18 protein-coding genes are annotated in these 19,763 nt (G+C 50.7%); 14 read left to right on the forward strand and 4 right to left on the reverse strand.

What is annotated here, in order from left to right; translation table 11 throughout:
• Positions 1–48: 48 nt before the first annotated feature.
• Positions 49–705, reverse strand: coding sequence for a helix-turn-helix domain-containing protein (locus QBD29_RS01460; RefSeq protein WP_280099567.1), 657 nt, complete (start codon positions 703–705; stop codon positions 49–51).
• 294 nt (positions 706–999) lie between these two features.
• Here QBD29_RS01460 and QBD29_RS01465 point away from each other — a divergent pair, with 294 nt between their 5' ends.
• The 11 genes from QBD29_RS01465 to QBD29_RS01515 all read left to right on the forward strand — a co-directional run bounded on the left by QBD29_RS01465 (position 1,000) and on the right by QBD29_RS01515 (position 14,442).
• Positions 1,000–1,941 carry an ABC transporter substrate-binding protein gene (locus QBD29_RS01465; RefSeq protein ID WP_280099568.1) on the forward strand — a complete coding sequence of 314 codons (942 nt, stop codon included), beginning with the start codon at positions 1,000–1,002 and terminating at the stop codon, positions 1,939–1,941.
• A gap of 144 nt (positions 1,942–2,085) precedes the next feature.
• A complete protein-coding gene (locus QBD29_RS01470; RefSeq protein ID WP_280099569.1) occupies positions 2,086–3,105 on the forward strand; it encodes a glycine betaine/L-proline ABC transporter ATP-binding protein in 1,020 nt (339 codons plus the stop codon).
• A 56-nt stretch (positions 3,106–3,161) separates the two neighbouring features.
• A complete protein-coding gene (locus QBD29_RS01475; protein WP_280101010.1) occupies positions 3,162–5,321 on the forward strand; it encodes an ABC transporter permease subunit in 2,160 nt (719 codons plus the stop codon).
• 129 nt (positions 5,322–5,450) lie between these two features.
• Complete coding sequence (locus QBD29_RS01480) at positions 5,451–6,473, forward strand: glycosyltransferase family 4 protein (protein ID WP_280099570.1); 1,023 nt, start codon at positions 5,451–5,453, stop codon at positions 6,471–6,473.
• Positions 6,474–6,513: 40 nt separating this feature from the next.
• Complete coding sequence (locus tag QBD29_RS01485) at positions 6,514–8,004, forward strand: lipid II flippase MurJ (protein ID WP_280099571.1); 1,491 nt, start codon at positions 6,514–6,516, stop codon at positions 8,002–8,004.
• 22 nt (positions 8,005–8,026) lie between these two features.
• A complete protein-coding gene (locus QBD29_RS01490) occupies positions 8,027–9,898 on the forward strand; it encodes a nucleoside-diphosphate sugar epimerase/dehydratase (RefSeq protein WP_280099572.1) in 1,872 nt (623 codons plus the stop codon).
• Positions 9,895–10,443, forward strand: a complete 549-nt coding sequence (locus QBD29_RS01495; RefSeq protein ID WP_280099573.1) for a sugar transferase — start codon at positions 9,895–9,897, stop codon at positions 10,441–10,443. Before QBD29_RS01490 ends, QBD29_RS01495 begins: the two co-directional genes overlap by 4 nt.
• Before the next feature lie 163 nt (positions 10,444–10,606).
• On the forward strand, positions 10,607–11,953 hold the full coding sequence (locus QBD29_RS01500) for an NAD(P)-binding protein (RefSeq protein ID WP_280099574.1): 1,347 nt from the start codon (positions 10,607–10,609) through the stop codon (positions 11,951–11,953).
• 4 nt (positions 11,954–11,957) lie between these two features.
• Positions 11,958–12,968 carry a Gfo/Idh/MocA family oxidoreductase gene (locus tag QBD29_RS01505; RefSeq protein ID WP_280099575.1) on the forward strand — a complete coding sequence of 337 codons (1,011 nt, stop codon included), beginning with the start codon at positions 11,958–11,960 and terminating at the stop codon, positions 12,966–12,968.
• Positions 12,965–13,669, forward strand: a complete 705-nt coding sequence (locus tag QBD29_RS01510) for an acylneuraminate cytidylyltransferase family protein (RefSeq protein WP_280099576.1) — start codon at positions 12,965–12,967, stop codon at positions 13,667–13,669. The genes QBD29_RS01505 and QBD29_RS01510 overlap by 4 nt, the downstream gene beginning before the upstream one ends.
• A complete protein-coding gene (locus QBD29_RS01515) occupies positions 13,666–14,442 on the forward strand; it encodes an SDR family oxidoreductase (RefSeq protein ID WP_280099577.1) in 777 nt (258 codons plus the stop codon). Before QBD29_RS01510 ends, QBD29_RS01515 begins: the two co-directional genes overlap by 4 nt.
• On the opposite strand, the gene QBD29_RS01520 is transcribed toward QBD29_RS01515, so the two are convergent.
• A complete protein-coding gene (locus QBD29_RS01520; protein WP_280099578.1) occupies positions 14,443–15,783 on the reverse strand; it encodes a CDP-glycerol glycerophosphotransferase family protein in 1,341 nt (446 codons plus the stop codon).
• Positions 15,784–15,804: 21 nt separating this feature from the next.
• On the opposite strand from QBD29_RS01520, the gene neuC reads away from it, so the two are divergent.
• The 3 genes from neuC to QBD29_RS01535 are packed head-to-tail and all read left to right on the forward strand — an operon-like array spanning position 15,805 to position 17,996.
• On the forward strand, positions 15,805–17,007 hold the full coding sequence (gene neuC, locus QBD29_RS01525; RefSeq protein ID WP_280099579.1) for a UDP-N-acetylglucosamine 2-epimerase: 1,203 nt from the start codon (positions 15,805–15,807) through the stop codon (positions 17,005–17,007).
• Complete coding sequence (locus QBD29_RS01530) at positions 17,007–17,660, forward strand: class I SAM-dependent methyltransferase (protein WP_280099580.1); 654 nt, start codon at positions 17,007–17,009, stop codon at positions 17,658–17,660. Before neuC ends, QBD29_RS01530 begins: the two co-directional genes overlap by 1 nt.
• Positions 17,661–17,996 carry a hypothetical protein gene (locus QBD29_RS01535; RefSeq protein ID WP_280099581.1) on the forward strand — a complete coding sequence of 112 codons (336 nt, stop codon included), beginning with the start codon at positions 17,661–17,663 and terminating at the stop codon, positions 17,994–17,996.
• On the opposite strand, the gene QBD29_RS01540 is transcribed toward QBD29_RS01535, so the two are convergent.
• Together QBD29_RS01540 and QBD29_RS01545 are read right to left on the reverse strand one after the other, a co-directional pair.
• Positions 17,972–18,709 carry a methyltransferase domain-containing protein gene (locus QBD29_RS01540; RefSeq protein WP_280099582.1) on the reverse strand — a complete coding sequence of 246 codons (738 nt, stop codon included), beginning with the start codon at positions 18,707–18,709 and terminating at the stop codon, positions 17,972–17,974. The genes QBD29_RS01535 and QBD29_RS01540 overlap by 25 nt on opposite strands.
• Entirely contained in the window at positions 18,706–19,758 is a 1,053-nt protein-coding gene (locus tag QBD29_RS01545; protein WP_280099583.1) for an N-acetylneuraminate synthase family protein, read from the reverse strand. Before QBD29_RS01545 ends, QBD29_RS01540 begins: the two co-directional genes overlap by 4 nt.
• Positions 19,759–19,763 lie beyond the last annotated feature (5 nt).

Genomic DNA, 19,763 nt, shown 5'->3' on the forward strand with positions numbered 1-19,763 from the left:
TGAATCGCCAAGAAGGTGGGCGTGATGTTTCGACATCGCGCCCCTTTTTTATGTGTTCTGTGGGTACGAAATGATCGACAGGTATCGCGCTGGCAATTTGACCAACTTCTCTGGCCCATGCGGCGCATCTGCATCAAAGAAAAGCGTGTCCCCAGGGCGCAATGAATGCACATCATCCCCGTGACGGTAATCAACTTCACCTTCCAGAATGTAAATGGTTTCGATACCGCCATGCTGGAATGTAGGAAACACGTCCGATTGGTCATTCAGTGTAATCAAATAGGGTTCGACGATCACGCCTGATGCGTTTGATCCGATATGGCCCAGCAATTGGTATTGATGATTGGCGCGCGTTCCAGCACGCTCGATTTCGACCCCTTCCCCTGCTTTGGTGTGAACGGCTTCACGGTTTTCTTCAAAGCGGTGGAAAAAGCTGGTCAAAGGCACGCTCAAGGCGTTGGCCAGTGTTTGTAATGTGGTCAAAGACGGTGATGTATTTCCGTTTTCGATCTTTGAAAGCATACCAACAGACAATCCTGTCAGATGAGAAAGCTCCGCAACGGTAATTTCTTGTTGGCGGCGAAAGGCACGAACTTCGCGGCCAATGGCCACTTCTAAAACTTTTTCGCGATCACCTTCGCGCGTGCGATGTGGGTCTTGAGTCAGCTTTATTGCGTGTTCCATGCTCAATTTTTCAATATTCATGACCGTTTTGTCCAAAAATGGCAGCTTTGCAGCGTTTTAAGTTGAAAACAGGATAACCCTAGTTTTCACTGTCAGACAATAAAAATAAACTGATAGTGAAAAAATCTTGCACAGAATTTTCTACAAGTACCATCCCCAAGAAGAAAAAAACTTGATTGTCAGGAAAATTATGTGACAGAATGCCTCAAGGAGATTGCCGCGCTCGAGGGAATCACTCTGCCCTTGACGGAAGAGTATCAGAGCGTTCAACTTCGTAACAGGCGACGTACTTGTCGTTACATCAGGGAGAAAGACATGAAGAAATTCACAACAGCTTTGACAGCCGGTGTGTTGGCAGCAATGCCATTCACAGCAATGGCAGAAGACAGCAGCGATCCGATTATCATTCCGATCCACAACTGGTCTTCACAAATTGTGATGTCCAACGTGGTTGGCCAAATGCTCGAAGGCATGGGCAACAACGTTGAGTACGTTACAACAGACAGCCAAGCAGTTTATGAATCAGTTCGTCTCGGCGACGTGACATTTGAACTGGAAGTATGGGAAGGCGCTTTCGGCGCATCTTTCCGCGCTGCTTTGGAAAAGGGCGGTCTGCATGACGCTGGTGACCACAATGCGGTTACTCGCGAAGACTGGTGGTACCCAATGTGGACCAAAGAATCATGCCCAGGCCTGCCTTCATGGGAAGCACTGAACGATTGCGCAAAAGTGTTCGCGACAGCTGAAACAGGCGACAAAGGTCGTTACTTGGACGGTCCAGTTGACTGGTTGAAGCACGGTAAAGAGCGTGTTGAAGCACTCGACATGGACTTCGTTGTTGTGAACGCGGGTTCCGCAGCTGCGCTTTGGGCTGAAATCGGCGCAGCCGAAGCCGAAAAGAAACCAGTTGTAGTGTTCAACTGGACACCAAACTTTGCTGAAGCTGTATGGCCAGGTGAATTCGTTGAATTCCCAGAGTGGGTAGACGGCTGTGACAAAGACCCATCCGTTGGTCCAAACCCGAACGCGCTTTACGACTGTGGTAACCCTGCTAAAGGCTACCTGAAGAAAGCAGCTTGGGACGGCATGAAAGACAAATGGCCAGCAGCTTACGAAACGCTGACCAAAATCTCTTTCACCAACCCACAGATCGCTGAAATGGCTAAACTCGTTGACACAGACGAGATGGAGCCAGAAGAAGCAGCGACAGCTTGGCTGGAAGCAAACAAAGACGTTTGGATGCCTTGGACACAATAATCCAAGACTAACGTCATAAGTTTGAACCTCGTCCGGGTCATCTCGGGCGGGGTTCTTTTTCAAGAAAGTTGGTTTCGGCTGGATTTCCGAATTCATCCAAAGCAAACTCCGCTTAACATCAGATAAAAAACTAGGACCACTGGCATGACAAATGATGCACCCGTAATCTCATGTAAAAATGTGTGGAAACTGTTCGGCCCAAGTCCAGAAAACTATCTTGCGTCGATGCCAGAAGGTAAATCCTTCGATGAAATTCGTGCAGATGGTTACATCGCAGGCGTGAAAGACGTTTCTATTGAGGTTGGTCGTGGCGAAATGCTTGTGATCATGGGTTTGTCAGGGTCTGGTAAATCCACATTGGTCCGCTGCTTCTCTCGCTTGCACGACATCACAGGTGGCACCATCGAAGTCGAAGGTCAGGACATCATGTCCTTGTCCGAAAAAGAACTGATTGAGCTGCGCCGTAACAAAATGGGTATGGTGTTCCAATCCTTCGGTTTGCTACCGCACCGTACAGTTTTGGAAAATGTTGCTTTCCCGCTCGAAATGCGGGGCCAAGACCGTCACACGCGTCGCGAACGTGCGCTAGAGGTGATTAAACTCGTCGGTCTTGAAGGCCGTGAAGAATACTTCCCCCGCGAATTGTCTGGTGGCCAGCAACAACGTGTTGGCATCGCGCGGTCCTTGGCGATTGAGCCCGACATCTGGTTCTTGGACGAACCATTCTCGGCTCTTGATCCCCTTATCCGTCGTGAAATGCAGGACGAATTTTTGCGCCTGCAAGATATGCTTGGTAAGACCATTGTGTTCATTACGCACGACTTTGACGAAGCTCTGCGCCTTGCAGATCGCATCGCCATCATGAAAGACGGAGCGGTTGAACAATGTGATACACCTGATCAAATCGTTCTGAACCCTGCCACTGAATACGTGCGCAAGTTCACCGAGGAAATCGACAAGGCCCGCGTTGTCCATGCCAGCGTTCTGGCAAAAGCCGATCAAAAAGGGACAGGCGATCCCGTTCAAGCCAGCGAAACCGTACAAGATATGGCTCGACTGTTGGTTGCCGACAAACGCAAGGTTATCCCGGTTGCCAAAGGCGACGAGATTATCGGTGGCATGAATCGTCAAGACGCACTTGATATCCTGCTCGGGGCAAGCTGATGTCTATGGAAGCCAACATTGAAAATTCACCATCGAGCGTGTTGAAAAAGCCAGCTATGTTGCTGTGCATTTTCGCGGTGTTGCTAACCTTGTTGCAGTGGTTTGGGTTGCTTCCCGAAAGCCTGCATCGTTTACCAGAAAGCTTGGTTCCGCCGCTCGCGCCAATTTTGGATGCTATCTTTAATTTCATCAAAGATGACTTGCACCTGATTGATGTCACTCGTTGGCTGACAGGCGGATTGCAATGGATCATCGACGCCAGCTCCAACCTTTTGTTTGGGAAACGTCGCTGGCCAAACATCGGGCCAATCCCATGGACCGCAATTGCGGCCGTTGCTGGGATTGTTGGATACTATCTTGGCGGCTGGCGTTTGGCGTTTTTGGGCGCAGGTACGTTTGTTTGGACGGCACTGATTGGCCAGTGGAAAATCGCTATGGAGACAATGTCGGTCCTCGTCGTTGCGGTTCCTGTCGCGTTTTTCGTTGGTTTGTTGCTTGGAATCTGGGCTTGGAAAAGCCGCACCGTCGAAGCGGCGCTTTCGCCGATCCTTTCGATTCTGCAAACCATCCCGTTCTTCACCTATCTTTTGCCAGCGGTCATCTTCTTTAAGGTTGGCCCTACGGCGGGTGCGGTTGCGACAACGGTTTATGCTATTCCGCCGATGGTTCTTATGACCACGCTTGGTTTGAAAAAGGTCAGCCCCGAAGTGATCGAGGCTGGTAAAATGTCTGGCTGTACCCGCTGGCAGATGATGCGCCACGTGTATATTCCATCTGCACGGACTGAAATCCTTGTGGGTGTGAACCAAGTTATCATGCTCAGCCTTGCGATGGTTGTTTTGACAGCCTTTATCGGCATGCCAGGGTTGGGGGCTAAACTGCTTGCGATGATGGGCAGCTTCAAACTGGGCCGTAGTGTGGAAATTGGTATCACCATCGTTCTGCTCGCGGTTATGCTCGACCGCTTGACCAAAGCATGGGTGGCGAAACAGCCTGTGCATTTCGAACGTGGCACCAGCTGGTTTGTCCGCCACAAGTTTCTGGTTGGTTCGGTTTTGGCATTTGTTGGCTGTATTTTGCTGGCACAGGTTTGGGACATCGCGTCCGAGATTGGTCGGAAACAACACTTTAGCCAAGGCAAGGCACTCGACGCATATGTAAAGCAAGATCTCTTGCAAACGCCTGCCCTAAAGTCAGTGACTGAGACGTTGCGGTGGTTCATGAACATCTATGTTCTGATCCCGTTCCGAAACCTCCTTCTGTCCATTCCAATGCCCGCATTCGTGGCCTTTGTTGTTGCTTTTGCGTGGTACATGGCGGGCCGTAAACAGGCCTTGATTGCTTTGGCATTCTTCAGCTGGGTGGCACTCTCTGGTTGGTGGGATCGTTCCGTTATCACGATCTCTTACGTTCTAACCTCTACATTTGCTGCGGCCATTATTGCCATTCCTTTGGCAGTTTGGGGCGCAGGTCCGCCTGCGCAGCGCATTAACTTCTCCAACGGGATTAACATGAACGTTGTGGTCGGTTTGATCAGCTTGATCTTCCGTCGTTCGGTCATCTTTATGGCGTCGCTAATCGTTGCTGGGACCTTGCGGTACATGCTGTGGAAGCTTGGCGTGTTTGGCGGGGAAGAGGTGTCTCCTGTCCTGTACAGCGTTGTCTTCTGGATCATCTTCGCCATCAGCTTTTACATTATCTGGCGTTATGTCGGGCAAATGTTGCGCGATGTGTTCCTGTTGCTGGCTGCTGACACGGCGCAAACGTTCCCGAGCTTTGTGTACCTGTTGCCTGCCATTATGTTGTTCAGCATCACGCCAATTGCGGTTCTGTTCGCGATTATGGTGTTCGCGATGGTTCCGCTGATCCGATATACCATCGAAGGCCTGCGCAACGTTCAAAGCGAAATGACAGAATCCGCTGACATGTCTGGTGCAACCCGTATGCAGAAACTGTGGTCTGTTCAGTTCCCCTTGGCACTGCCAACCATGGCTGTTGGGTTTAACCAAGCCCTAATGTTTGCCTTCTTTATGACGATGATCGCCGCCTATATCGGGACCGTCGATCTGGGTCAGGAATTGCAACGCACCTTGGCTGGTGCGGACATGGGCAAAAACTTCGTGCTCGGTCTGAATGTGGCCTTTATGGCGCTGACCTTTGATTTGGTGATCATGAAATGGGCGTCAGACAAGAAAAAGCTTTTGGGACTGGATTAACCAATCCCCAGTTGCTGACCAAACAGGCCTGTGGAGAAATCCACGGGCCTTTTTCGTTGTTTCAGGTGCGCGTTTATCACGACAGGACTCAGCTTTCTTTCCCAAATCAATTTCGCTACACACTGGCGTATGGATAATCTGCATGTTTTAGCCCCAAATTTAAAAAAGCGTCTGTCAGGTGTGACCGCTACGATTGCGCGCTTGGTTCCTGTGCAGGCAGAAAAGATCGGGATCAAAGCAACGGGCCCTGGGCTTCCATCAGACGTTCCACATATTTCGCTGTTGAAGGTGTTTCTTTTGCCGCGCAAAACTTTGCGGGTTTGGCATGCACGGCGGAATGTGGAAATCTTGCTTGGGTTGGTTCTGAAATCTGTGTTCCGAAAAAACCTGAAACTGTTGTTCACATCTGCATCGCAGCGCGAGCATTCAAAATATACAAAGTGGTTGATTCAGAAAACTGACGCTGTGGTCGCCACTTCGTCAAAGGGGGCCGCGTATTTGGATGTGCCTGCGCGCGTCATTCATCATGGGATCGACACAACGCAATTTTGCCCCGCAAACAAAAACGCGGTTCGCACAGAATTGGGTTTGCCGACGGGCCGATTGATCGGGTGTTTCGGTCGCGTGCGCCATCAAAAGGGCACCGATGTTTTCGTGGATGCAGTGATCAAAGCCATCCAAACGCACGACGACATCACCGGCATTATTTTGGGCCGTGCAACGGAAAAACATCAGTCCTTCGAAGCCGGCCTGAGAGACAAAGTCGCCCAAGCGGGATTGGCAGATCGTATTCTGTTTTGTGGCGAAGTGCCCGTTGATCAGGTGTACCGTTGGTATCAGGCGCTTGATCTGTTTGTGGCACCACAAAGATGGGAAGGATTTGGCCTTACACCTTTGGAATCAATGGCCTGTGGCGTTCCTGTGCTCGCAACCAATGTTGGCGCGTTTGAAGAACTGATCGTCGAAGGCGAAACAGGCCGTGTCATCCCCAGAGATGATTTGGCGGCCATGTCCACAGCACTGGAGTCCATCCTGTCTGAACCGCTCACCGATTGGGGCAAAGCGGCGCGAGATCACGTTGTTGCAAATTTTGCACTGGAACGCGAAGCAGACCAATTGATTGAAATTTATCAAAATTTGCGTAAAACGTAGCGTTTCGCTGCATTCCGCGCGACAGAGTAAAAGGACAATCATGGCGCGTTCTCTTTTGACTGCTTCCACTATGGTAAGCCTGATGCTCTTGCTTAGCCGTGTGTCTGGGCTGGTCCGCGAACAGGTGATTGGCGCACGTCTTGGACTCAGCCAAGAGGCAGACGCGGTTTTGTTTTTGCTGACGTTTCCCGACATTCTGGTTGGTGTTCTCCTGTCAGGTGGATTTGGTGCCGCGCTGATTCCAGTGTTGTCTCAGGCAGACAAACAAGCCCGCATTGTTCTGCTGCGGCGTATGGTGAAATGGACTCTTTTTTGCGCCTTAGTCATGGTCGCCATTTTGTGGGTCGGGCAAAATGTGGTGGTGTCTTTAACTGTCCCTACGCTTGATATCTCGGCGGTTCCGGGCCTGTCGACGGGGTATACGCTGTCATTGATCGCGGTGCTACTAGCGGCGGTGATCGGTGTGGCGTCCGCCTACTTGAATGTAACGGGATACTACTCTTTGCCAGCACTGTCCGTTTTGGTCTTTAACGGTGTGATCATTCTGTATTTCGGCTTTGGCGTTGCTGCGTTTGGCATGAACCTGATGATGTTTGGTTGCGTTCTCGTCATAGCAAACCTGTTGCGTTTTGCCGTGCAAATGAGCCGCATGACCGAGGTATTATCCAAGGTAAACGTGACCGCATCGTTTCCCGATGGTTTCGTTTTGCGTTTTGCCCAAGGGGTTTTTGCCTTTTCGCTGATCGTTGCGATGCCGATGTTGTTCCGCTCGCTCTATGCGGCTGCTGGACCTGGAGCACTGGCCGAATTTAACTATGCTTTGCGCTTGTTTGAATTGCCTATGGGCGTGCTGATTTCTGTCATTCCTATTTTGTTTTTGCCCCTGCTGTCGCGCATTGGGAATTCCAACGATCCAGCGTTCAAGAAGACACTTTTGCTGGCGCTTGAATTGGCATTGGGGCTCGGAATGATTGCGGCCGTGTTGTTGGGGCTGTTTGCCTTGCCGATTGTAACTGTCTTGTTTGGCTATGGTGCGCTTGCAGGGGATGGCGTAGCTGGAATTTCCCAAGCTGTGCAAATCATGATGATCGGCTTGCCGTTTCAAGCCATGTTCCAAGCACTCGCGGCGGGGTTAAACGCAACCAATCGCACACGCTTCGTTTTGTTTATTACCTGTGGCGCGTTCATCGGGTCCGTTGTGATCTACTTGCTGTTAACCTTAACAGGCTTTGACCCAAAAATGGCCGCGATGTCAGGTTTTGTCATCTTCCACATCTTTGCATTTGTGGCGGCATTTGGAACAACACTGGGGATTGGCGCGGTACGTATATTGCCAAAAATGCTATTACCTTCAGTTCAAATTGGCGTTTTGGCTGGTTTATGTGCATGGCTAAATCCATGGCTTCGGGATGGAGCCGTCCGTCTGTGGGAAGTCGGTGCAGTCACCGTATTGGCGGTTTTGCTGCTGTTCCTCATTCGACCTTTGATAAAACAACTTGCCACGATGCGGGATACAGCCCAAGAAGAATGACAGGATAGGACTAAACGCAGCTGTGACTTCTTTGCACTTTTCAAATTATCTTGTGAACCTCACCAGAAAGAACAAGGCAATCCTGACCGCAACCGCGGATTCAGTTTTGATTGTTGTGTCTGTTTATGTTGCGATTGCTCTACGTCTTTCGACCTTGGAGCTTGGCGAATATTGGGTTGGTGGCTTTCGATCCATCCTATTGCTTATTCCGATTGGTTTGCTGTTTTCGATTTTCTTGTCCGTCCCGTGGATTTCAACCCGCGCGTTTAACTTACATGGTATTTGGCGAACTGCTGTGTTTGCAGGTGGACTCGGGTTGTTTTTCTTTGTCTTCAACATCTTTGGTCAGTGGTGGGTACCGCGTTCATCACCCCTGATCTTTATCCCTGTGTTTTTGGTTGGAATGGTCATGGTGCGCATTGTGTCAGGCATGTTGCTTGAACGGGCACAGCCCTTTGCCACAAGCCAAGAGCGCATCCTAATCTATGGCGCAGGCGCGGCAGGGCGCCAATTGGCGGACGCGTTGCAAGGGTTTTCAGGCGCGCGCGCTGTTGCCTTCGTTGATGACAACCCATCTTTGCGCGGCGTGTTAATTGGTGCGTTACGCATATACGGCCCCCATGAAATTGACCGTTTGATGAAAACCCGTGGCATCACACAAGTCATCCTGGCTATGCCGTCAGCACGCCGCGTTGTTAAAAATGAAATTTTGCTAAAGCTGCAACCTTATGGCGTAGAACTGAAAACGCTCCCCCATTTTGTTGATTTCATTGGCGGGGCATCTTTGCCGGCCCAGCTGAAAACGGTAAAACCCGATGATCTGCTGGGTCGTGCGCCTCAAGCATTGGATATGCCCGAAATTTCCGATGCCTATGCCAACAAATCCGTCATGATTACTGGTGCTGGTGGATCCATTGGATCAGAACTGGTTTGGCAATTGGCCAATGTACCCGCCAAAACCATCGTTCTGTACGAGCATTCAGAAACAGCACTTTACCAAGTGGAGCGACGGTTACTTGAATCCGGATTGGCCGTAAAAGTTGTTTCCGTTCTGGCGTCGGTACTGGATCAATCCGTGCTGGAACGTGCCATGAAAGAGCATGAGGTTGATGTGGTTCTGCACGTCGCAGCCTATAAACATGTGCCGTTAGTTGAAAGCAACGAAATCATGGGCGCGCGTAACAATGCGCTTGGCACCTATACGGTTGCAAAGGCCTGCGCCGATATGGGCGTTCCGCGTTTCATCCTCATTTCAACGGACAAAGCCGTGCGTCCTACAAACGTGATGGGCGCAACCAAACGATTTGCGGAAATGCTGATCCAAGATTTGCAAACACGCAATCCCAACACTGTGTTTTCGATGGTTCGGTTTGGGAATGTGCTGGGATCATCGGGATCGGTCATCCCGTTGTTTCGCGAACAAATTGCCAACGGCGGCCCAATTACCGTGACACACCCCGAAGTTACGCGTTTCTTTATGACCATTTCCGAGGCCGCCCGACTTGTCCTGTTGGCAGGCACGTTTTCAAATGGCGGAGAAGTGTTTGTTCTGGATATGGGCCAGCCGATGAAGATCACCGATTTGGCACGTAATATGATCGTGGTCAGCGGTCTAAAGGAAAAAACTGAACAGCAACCAGACGGGGATATCGAAATTGTTTTCGTGGGCCTTCGCCCTGGGGAAAAGCTCTACGAAGAGCTTTTGATTGAACCTAACCAAATCGCGACACCTCATCCGAAAATCATGTGCGCCCAAGAAAAATTTCTATCGCCCAAAGACACTGCTGCTGCCAAAGCAAAACTGGAAGCCGCCATCGAAAAGGGCGATTCAAATGCGCTGCGCGACCTGTTTAAAGAGGTCGTTGATGGATACCCAGAAGGACATATTTCATGAAGCGCCTGTTTGATTTTGTCTCGTCTTTTTTAGGTCTGTTGTTGCTCAGCCCTATACTTATCGTTTTGGGTGTTTTGATTTGGCTACCTGATCGGGGGCCCGTTTTTTATCGCCAAATCCGAGTTGGCCGAAATTGTAAACCTTTTGGTATGTTAAAGTTTCGTTCCATGGTTCGAAACGCAGATCAAATTGGCGGGTATCAAACCCATGCTGGCGATCCGCGGATTACCAAGATTGGGCGCATTTTGCGCAAAACCTCCCTTGATGAACTGCCGCAACTGATCAACGTTTTACTCGGTGACATGTCTCTGGTGGGTCCGCGCCCCGATGTGCCTGCTCAGGAAAGCTTGTATTCAGCGCAGGATTGGCAGAAACGCCATTCCGTTCGTCCAGGCATTACAGGTCTTGCACAGGTAACGGGCCGCTCTTCTGTCGATTTTGAAACGCGATTGGGTTATGATCTGGAATACGTTGAAACCCAATCTTTAATGTTGGATCTCAAGCTTTTGGTCAAAACCGTTGGAGTCGCGACCAAGAGTTTTTGATCGACGGACCCCCAAAAGACATCTTTGCTCGCGACATTTCGCGCAGGGTGCATTGGAGCGCCGTGATCTTGTTCAAGGTAGATGGTGTAGATATATAGAGTTGAAACAGGCACATTGCACGGCTCGGCCCTTTGATATGGTCTTTGTCACCAGAGGATAGATTATGAAGAAAAAAGTAATGATTGTTGGCTCTGGGTTTCGGGGCTTTTGTGATGCTTTGCACTTGATGGATAACCCTGATCTGGAGCTGCAAATCGTCGACTCCGCGCCGTTCTTTGGGGGCGTCATGCACTCTTTGGACATCGAAGGGTTTGCCGTCGACAAAGGCGTGCATATCTTTGACTCCATCCCTGTTTCACTGGCTGAAACGGTCACTGAAATCATGGACGGCCAAGTCCATGAAATTGATTTTGTGTCCGCGTCCGCCTTTAACAACAAAGTCACCGAACAATTCTCTCTTCCTGATCTGAATTCACTGGATGATGCGTCTGTCAAAGAACAAATTCGCCAAGAGCTTTTGACGCTGGCAAAAGAATCCCCAACGGGCTTGCCAGCCAATTTGGAAGAGTATTTTGAACAGCGGTATGGCAAAACCGCGGCTGGAATTTTCTCCCAGATTTTCCACAAAGTGTATGGCCTGACTTCGGCAGAGGTGGAGCCAACGGCGATTGCTCAGACCTCCATGGGGCGGCTCAAGTTCTTGGACGATGATGCCATGCGCGAATTGAAACAGGACCCGTGGTTGGACACCGTGCTGGCTGCGCGTCGTAAGTCTATGGGCAAAATTGACGATTTCGTTTCAATCTATCCAAGTGATGGTAATGCTATGCGGGGCTGGTGCGAACGCGCCGTAAAATGGCTCGAAGCCAAAGGCGTCGCCGTTAAACTGGGCGTAAAAATTGAAAAGATCGAAGAAGACGACAACGGTGTACGTGTTCATACGAACAACGGTGTGATCGAGGTTGATACGGTTCTGTGGTCTAACGACAGCATCAAAGCATTGGGCGATGCAATCGACATCCCTGATGATGTTGATGGGCTGCAATACGGTACACCGATGATGTTTGCTACGTTGCTCACACAAGCGGATAAAGTCCGCGACTTTACATACTTGCAAAACTTTGACCCCGATCAACTGACCTATCGCACTGCTGCGTCCGGGCGGTTCAGTCATCAGGTACGCCCTGATGGCGTGTCTTTCTTGACGGCAGAATGCCCAATCCAAATAGGTAGCGAAAATTGGAACAATCCAGATGCCATGGGCCAAAAGGTTTGGGATGAAATCAAAAATCTAGGCGTTGTGGATCAAGACGCAGAGCTGGTTGCGGCGGATATCAAGCGTATTCCTGTTACCTTCAAACTGGCCAAAACTGGCTACGCCAAAGCATTTACCGACTTTCACCAAAAGGTTGCCAACAACCACAAGCGGGTCATTTTGCGGGACGTAACGCCGTTTTTCCGCCGTGATATCTACTTTGACAGTGCGCACCTTGGCGAATTGATCGCGTGATCCGATGAAGCGCCGTATACTGCTTATTTCCTTGGGGAGCATTGGTCGTCGACATTTGCGCAATGTCAAAGAGCTGATGCCAAACGCAGACCTGTGCATTTGGCGTCACAAGCCAGCAGACATCCCCTCAGAAGCGGAAAACATTCCGATTGTGTATTCGGAAGAGGACGCATTGGCCTTTGCTCCTGATGCGGTGATGGTGTCTTCGCCTGCATCGTTTCACGCAGCGCAATGCGCACCATTTGCGGAGAAAGGCATTCCGATCTTTGTGGAAAAGCCATTGGAAGTGTCGGTCGCAGCTGCTTCCGTGCTAAAGACAGCGTTGGACTCAGGTAAAGGCTTGTTATTTGTCGGTTATGTCCTGCGCTTCCAGCCAATCATGGCAGCATTGAAATCAATCCTCGACAGCCAAAAAATTGGCACAATTCGCACAGCCCATATTGCCACAGGACAATACCTGCCCGATTGGCGTCCAGATGCGGATTACCGCGACGGAGTGAGCGCTCAGGCTGCACTGGGCGGTGGTGTTCTACTGGAATTGTCACACGAGTTGGACTACGCGCGGTGGTTTTTTGGCCATCCGAAAACCATCACATCTGAGGCAAGCAAATTATCCGATCTCGATATGGATGTGGAAGACAGTGCCACGGTTATCTTTGGATACCCCAAAGCCCGTGTGACCATTAACATTGATTTCCTGCAAAGGGTCGCGGCAATGACACTGAAAGTTGTCGGGTCAGAGGCGACATTGGAAGCAGATTTAGTGGCAGAAACTGCTCGCATTTGCACCCCTGATGGAGTTCAAGACTTGGATTTGCCAAAGCTGACCCAAGGCAACGAAATGTACCTGCGCCAGTTCGATGCGTTTTTTACACAGGCGTTTTCTGAATACATCCCTGTATATGAAGAAAGCCGCAACAGCCCCTTTGCACGTTTCGAAGATGCGCTTGCCGTTGTTGGCCTCGTCGAGGCGGCCAAACACTCTGCCGCCGCCGGAAAACGAGTTGACGTATGATCCGCTCTAACCACACTGCATTCCTGTTTTGTCGCGGCGGATCAAAGGGTATTCCAGACAAGAACATCAAAATGGTTGCTGGCAAACCCTTGCTGGCATGGTCCGTTGAGTGTGCGTTGGCATCGAAATACGTGTCGCGCGTGGTTGTTTCAACCGACAGCAAACGCATTGCAGATGTTGCACAAACTGTAGGCGCAGAGGTCATTATGCGCCCAGACGAATTGGCAACCGATACCGCATCAGAACTTCTGGCCTGGCGTCACGCGATACAGGTTGAACACGACACGTTGCAAGGCACCTTTGTGTCCTTGCCTGCGACCTCTCCTCTTCGGGTGCCGCAGGATGTTGATACAGGGATCGAGCGGTTCTACGCAGGCGGCTGCGACATTGTTTTTGGTATCTCAGAAGCACACCGTTCCCCGTACCTAAATATGGTCACACGCGACTCTGATGGGTTGATCGGGTTGGTTAACCCTGGCCTTGGGGCGACACGTCGTCAGGATGTGCCGGATGTTTTTGATATCACAACCTGCGTTTACGTGGGTGCTGTGCCTTATATTGAAACCTGCAAGGGTTTGATGGATGGGCGTGTCGCAGGAGTGGATATTCCTGTTGAACGTGCGCTTGATCTGGACACGCCTTATGATTTGCACTTGGCAGAACTTTTGCTGAAACACCCCTTTCAAAAGGATATGAAATGACACGCTCTATGGATGGAATGACGGTTCTTATTACAGGCGGTGGCGGTCATATCGGGCGCGCAACGGGCGAAGCCTTAGCGGAAAAGGGTGCAAATCTTGCATTGTTGGATAAGGCGGACACAACAGATTTTTGCAAAGATATTTCAGATCGATTCAGCATTCGTGCCGAACAGGTTGATGCAGACCTAATGGATCCAAAAGCGCTCGAAAACATTCCGACCCAGATGCAGGATCGTTTTGGAGGATGCGATGGCTTGGTGAACAACGCCGCGTTTTATGATGACATGCCTGGATGGGGTGTGCCCTTTGGCCAAGAAGGCTACGAGGCTTGGATGGCGGTGATGCGGGTCAATCTGCTCGCCCCATTTTTCTTAGCACAAAGCCTGACGGAACAACTGTCGGCGTCCGGCAAAGGCAGCATCGTGAACATCGCGTCCATCTATGGCGTGGTCGGTCCAGATCATGGGTTGTACGCGGGAACGGAAATGACCAACCCTGCAGCTTATGCCGCATCAAAGGGCGGGCTCATCGCGCTAAGCGGTTGGCTGTCCACTGTAATGGCCCCAAAAGTACGCGTGAATACTGTAACACCAGGCGGCGTCGCCCGTGGTCAGTTGCCAGAATTTGTGTCGCGATACGAGGCAAAAACCCCCTTAAATCGTATGGCAACAGAGCAAGACGTTTCTTATGCGATTGCCATGCTTATGGACCCAGGTGCGGGTTACATTACAGGGCAAAACCTGCTGGTGGATGGTGGTTGGACCGCTTGGTAATCACAGCAGTTGAATAATTTCATCACAGACACGCCCTGCAGATGGTGGGATTGGCTGTAATTCAGCGAAAAGCTCAAACCTACGCAGGTTTTCTGGGCCATCGTTAAGCGCACCGTTCACTGCTTCCAGCATAGTGCTTTCCGAAGAAAACATCGCTTCCCACGGTACGCCTGTATCCAACACCCCATCTTTTTGCCGCAGGTTCTCATCGTAAAGATATTGAACAACAGGTGTTCCAACCATGAGCGCCTCTGCAAGGATGGATGAAAAATTTCCGACTAAAATGGAAGATGTGGCCAAACTATTGCCAACGTTTCTGTCTTGATCAAGCCGAAGTGTTGATTGCGTTTTCTGCTGCCAGTCCTCAAAGATCGATCGCTGCATAGAAGGGTGCAATCGCACTTTTCCTTCGGCCCCAAAATGATCGGTTATCTTTGACCAAAGGTCGAAATGGGTAAAATAATCATCTTGTGTGAATTCAGACCATTTAACATCGTTGTCTGCGATTTTCCCGGTTTGCTGAGCGAACAGAATGACCGGTTTTTTGGGCGAGAATGCGGCTCTGCGTGCCATATCAGGTACAAATCGATCAAGCGCAGGATTCCCTGTAACAGCGATTTTTTGAAATTTGACCCAGTCTTTTTGCTCCCACACGTCTTGCGCCAAAACCGAGGGACAACACAACGTGCTGCAGTCCACAGCGTTCAGACCAAGGCGGTTATAAGGGTAAGGTGTATCCGCAACGACCAAAACGGGAACGCCTGCGTTTTTTGCAACCTGTCTTGCTGCCTGTTCTGTCCGTGGGCTAGACGTGGTGATAACGACACTTGGTTGAACAGTTTCAAACAGCGTTTCCATTGCCAGAAGCGGTAAAAACGCAGTGCGAGCAAGGTCATCATATTTGGCTTGCGCCGCATCGGGCCCATGTTGTTTGACCAAATCGAGATAATTGGACCCCAGATAGGCGATGCTCTGTTCCACTGAAACACCGCTTGCTGGGTTATGGTTTCCTGCCAAGAGTTGGTCGCCGTATTCTTGCACCGCTTCCGCATCTTCGTCCTTGATCAGATCAAGATAGGTCAAATGTGCAATGCTTGCGCGCTCCAAATCGACAGCACCGTTGGTGGCCCCAAAAACAACACACCGCAGTTCGGGATGTGTGCCATTCATTTCTTGAATCACAGGGATCAGCGTTTGTGCATGCCCACCTCCGTAACAGACGAAAAGAACGGTTTTCTGTGTCATCATCGTGGAAGGCTCCGCTGCCAAACTGATCGCCAATTTGGATTTCTCTTTCGCTTTGTCGTGCATTTCAAACAGATTTGGTTTACGAACGCGCATCTTTGAATTCACGAGCCACTTATGACCCGTCGCATCGCTTTTGTCACCACAGCCCGCAGTGATTACAACACCATGTTTCCTGTCATGCGTGCCGCCAGCGCGGACCCTGACATCGATGCGCGTATTTTTTGTGCTGGGATGCATTTGGTTCCTTCCTTTGGCGACACATGGCGTCAACTCGAAGAAGACGGATTAGACATTGCAGAAAAAGTGGATTTCCTGAGTGAAACCGATGGCGAAGCCGCGTTTGCGCATGGTTTGGGCAAAGGTGTTTCCGCGTTCACAGATGCCCTTTTGCGCCAAAAACCACAAATCGTCTGTGTTTCGGGTGATCGTCTGGAAAACCTCGCGCTGTTTACTGCTGCAACTACGCTCGGTATCCCGATTGCGCACATGTGTGGCGGGGACATCACCGAAGGGGCGCTCGACAATCAAATCCGCCACGTCATGACCAAACTTGCCCATCTGCATTTCGTATCCATGCCCGAACACGCGCGACGCGTCATTCAAATGGGCGAAGAGCCGTGGCGCGTTGTGCTGACAGGGGATGCCGCCATTGATGTGATCGTGGATCGCCCAAAACTGAGCCGCGATGATTTGAACGCTGCGGTTGGGTTACAAGACGAAGAACCGTTCTTTCTATCCACCTATCACCCGCAAACCTTGGGGGAAGACACGGCGCAAACCCAATACGCCTATGTCTTGGATGCAATCGCATCCGTTCCTGAACGTCCCGTAATGATCCGCCCTAATATTGATCCAGGCTTTCAGCCACTGGTCGATATGCTCGAAGCGTTCCAAGCCAGACGCCCCGATGCGATTATTCGTAAAAGTTTTGATCGCGATGTTTTTTATGGTCTGATGGCACACGCGTCATTCATGATCGGCAATTCGTCATCTGGCCTGTGGGAAGCACCGAGCTTCGAATTACCCGCAATCAACGTGGGAAAACGCCAAGATGGCCGTGTCCGAGGTGCCAATGTGATCGACGTGTCAGGATTGACGGGCAGCGATGTAAACGCCGCCGTCGCCAAAGCAAGCTCGCCCGAATTTCGAACCAGCCTCAAAGGTATGACAAACCCATACGGGGACGGCAAAGCGTCTGCCAAGACACTTGAAACGCTAAAAGCGGTTCCATTGGGCGAGGAATTGATGTTGAAAAAATTTCATGAAATTATGTTTGACCCCCTCGCATTGGGGCTTGGTCAGCGAAAGGAAAACTGATGGACGCTGTTTGGGAAGAACTACATGCCGCCCGCCCGTGGGGCAAATACCCAGCGGAAAACCTGATCCGCACGGTGATGCGGACCTATCGCGATCCGCAGGATAGGGCGAATACTAAGGTTCTTGAACTGGGCTGTGGAGCAGGCGCAAATCTGTCGTTCTTTTTGGCGGAAGGGTTTCAAACCTATGGGATCGATGGCGCTCCATCCGCCATCGCCAAGGCAAAACAACGTTTGCAAGCAGGCCCAAATCAAACCTTGGATCTGAGCGTTCAGCTGTTTGAAGAGATTTCCTTCGCCGATCAATCCTTTGATTTGATCGTTGATTACTACGCTATCTATGCAAACCCTCTTGCTATTATCGATGCAACCTATGCCAAGGTTCGTGATCTGCTGGCTCCGAATGGCCGTTTTTATACGCGTGTGTGGGGTACAGAATGCACCGGCGCCAAGACGGGTGAAATGATCGAGCCGAACACGTCGAAAAATCCGACCGCTGGACCCTGCAAAGATATGGGTGTTTCGCATTTCTTTACCCGCGAAGAATTGGAAAACCGTTTCGCCGATTGGGGGGACGTGAAAATTGCCCGCACGCTGGCAGAGGATTATAACGGTGAAATTAGCGAAGAATTTGCAGTGTGGGTTCAAACCTAAATGGTGCCAGATATCCTCCTAAAAGACGCTTATGAGATTTTGACATCGGCAGGTCAGTTTACCAAAACGATTGTACCTGGGCAGCCTGTTACCACATCTCTCAGCACAGACCCTCTGGTCACGCCAGATGTACTAGAGGCACTCCGCACCGGGCAAGACCTAAGCCCAGAGCAAATGCGCACCCTAATTTGGGCACTTGATCTGTTGGCTGCGGGAGTGCCAGATCAACAGAGTTTTCAGGTTGATCCAAACGTTCAGCGGGTGGCGGGTAAGCTGCGCGAACGGTTCAGCCGTGCCCATAAAGTCTCTGCCTATGCGGGTTTGGACGCCACATAAAACAGCTGCCCTTCCGTCAGATCATTACTGACGTCACCTGTGGTGTAATGAACAGACTGCGCTTTTTCGATTTTGAAACCCGCGCTTTTCAGCAGATCAACCATTTCGGCTGGTGTGAAGAAATGACCAGATGCGGGATAATCCACACCATCAATATTCCAGTCAAACCGAATGTCCCCGCGGGTGTAATTGGGTTTAATCGCATCAATGATCCGTCGTCCCAAAGATGTCCAACGGCCATACCCAACATAGTGACGGTTGTTCACATCAATGAACAGCTTTCCACCGGGCCGCATGAGCGAAAACAGCTCTGCCAATAGGTTTCGCCGTGCGTCTGTTCCTGGAACGTGCCCCAGAACATTCCACAAACAAACCAGTGCATCCACATCCGGTAAATCAGCTGCCCAATCGGGTGTGTTTACTGAAAAAACCTGTTCCGCGTGACCCAACTCTTTGCACCGCGCAACCATTTCATCTGAGATATCCGCCTGAAAGAATCGCACAGGCGCGACCTGTTTGGCCAATTCAATGCCGCGCACACCATCGCCAGACCCATAATCCAACATGACAGAGGGGGGCGTCTTCAACTGCCCTGCGATCAAGTCATCAACCGCCCCAATGTAGGCCGACTTAGTTTCAGAATACGCCCGATATTTATCTGCAAACGCATCATAAATGGTCGCTGCATCCACGGCGGGTTCAGGATCGCTCATAGGTCAGACCACTGAAACGGAGAGTCAGTGTCTTTGGCAACTTTCAAGGCACGGCCCAAAACCTTGTCCAAATCAAACGGCTCAATGCCATTACGCGGACGTTTAAACGCGATGTCTGCCTCTGTCACCACATGGCCAACGGGCAATGGATATCGCGCAACGATTGCCTTGCGGATCAACGGGATCTGCGGAATTTCGGATGGAACAGGCACTTTGATTCCGCTACCCAAACAGGCCTCGGCGCCGCGCATCCCATCTACCATCTCGCTCAACTCGTCTGGCTCAATAGACGCGCGATGGTCTGGCCCTGGCATGTTGCGATCCATCGTAAAGTGTTTTTCGACCGCACAGGCCCCGAGCGCGGCTGCGGTGATTGGGGCGATGGTTCCCACAGTATGATCTGAATAACCCACTGGATACCCAAATGCGCGCGCCATCGTATCCATCGCCTGCAGGTTAACCTCTGCCAATGGTGCGGGATATTCAGACACACAATGCAGCACAACAAGTTCTGGGTCAGGTTTGGCTTGTTCAATCACACGGATCGCAGCTGCGGTTTCTTCTAATGTGCTTGCGCCTGTGGACAAAATCATGCCCACGCCTGAACGAGCAATTTCAGCCAAGAACGGATGATGGGTCACTTCGGAAGACGCAATTTTGATGGATTTAACCTGAAGATCACGCAGCAAAAATTCTAGACTCTTGCTTTCAAAAGCGGTGCAAAGAAAGGGCATTTCCATTTCCGCACAGAAATCCCGCATAGTGGTTAACTGCCCGTGTGACAATTCCAATGCTTTGGCCATTTCCAACTGGCCCGTCCCGTCGTCACCAGTCGTGTCTTTCTGATAACTGGCTTTATCCGCATGAATGCTGATTTCTTCTTCTGCGATGAAGGCTTGGAATTTTACAATATCCCCGCCTCGTTTCTTGATTTCCCGCACCATCTGACGTGCAAGATCTAGGTCCCCGTTATGGTTTACGCCAATCTCAATAATGGATTGGCAATGTCCGGGGTTCGCAAAATCAATGTTGATCGTATCAAAGTTCATTATGG

Origin of the sequence: Amylibacter sp. IMCC11727 (genome assembly GCF_029854195.1) — a bacterium.
In the GTDB taxonomy this organism is placed as follows: Bacteria; Pseudomonadota; Alphaproteobacteria; order Rhodobacterales; family Rhodobacteraceae; genus Amylibacter.

Coding starts and splice junctions, on each gene's coding strand:
- QBD29_RS01495 (WP_280099573.1), top strand. CDS start 9,895: ATGAAGCGCCTGTTTGATTTTGTCTCGTCTTTTTTAGGTCTGTTGTTG.
- QBD29_RS01520 (WP_280099578.1), bottom strand. CDS start 15,783: ATGCGCGTTCGTAAACCAAATCTGTTTGAAATGCACGACAAAGCGAAA.
- QBD29_RS01545 (WP_280099583.1), bottom strand. CDS start 19,758: ATGAACTTTGATACGATCAACATTGATTTTGCGAACCCCGGACATTGC.
- QBD29_RS01500 (WP_280099574.1), top strand. CDS start 10,607: ATGAAGAAAAAAGTAATGATTGTTGGCTCTGGGTTTCGGGGCTTTTGT.
- neuC (WP_280099579.1), top strand. CDS start 15,805: ATGACCCGTCGCATCGCTTTTGTCACCACAGCCCGCAGTGATTACAAC.
- QBD29_RS01480 (WP_280099570.1), top strand. CDS start 5,451: ATGGATAATCTGCATGTTTTAGCCCCAAATTTAAAAAAGCGTCTGTCA.
- QBD29_RS01465 (WP_280099568.1), top strand. CDS start 1,000: ATGAAGAAATTCACAACAGCTTTGACAGCCGGTGTGTTGGCAGCAATG.
- QBD29_RS01460 (WP_280099567.1), bottom strand. CDS start 705: ATGAATATTGAAAAATTGAGCATGGAACACGCAATAAAGCTGACTCAA.
- QBD29_RS01535 (WP_280099581.1), top strand. CDS start 17,661: ATGGTGCCAGATATCCTCCTAAAAGACGCTTATGAGATTTTGACATCG.
- QBD29_RS01540 (WP_280099582.1), bottom strand. CDS start 18,709: ATGAGCGATCCTGAACCCGCCGTGGATGCAGCGACCATTTATGATGCG.
- QBD29_RS01515 (WP_280099577.1), top strand. CDS start 13,666: ATGACACGCTCTATGGATGGAATGACGGTTCTTATTACAGGCGGTGGC.
- QBD29_RS01475 (WP_280101010.1), top strand. CDS start 3,162: ATGTTGCTGTGCATTTTCGCGGTGTTGCTAACCTTGTTGCAGTGGTTT.
- QBD29_RS01470 (WP_280099569.1), top strand. CDS start 2,086: ATGACAAATGATGCACCCGTAATCTCATGTAAAAATGTGTGGAAACTG.
- QBD29_RS01510 (WP_280099576.1), top strand. CDS start 12,965: ATGATCCGCTCTAACCACACTGCATTCCTGTTTTGTCGCGGCGGATCA.
- QBD29_RS01530 (WP_280099580.1), top strand. CDS start 17,007: ATGGACGCTGTTTGGGAAGAACTACATGCCGCCCGCCCGTGGGGCAAA.
- QBD29_RS01505 (WP_280099575.1), top strand. CDS start 11,958: ATGAAGCGCCGTATACTGCTTATTTCCTTGGGGAGCATTGGTCGTCGA.
- QBD29_RS01485 (WP_280099571.1), top strand. CDS start 6,514: ATGGCGCGTTCTCTTTTGACTGCTTCCACTATGGTAAGCCTGATGCTC.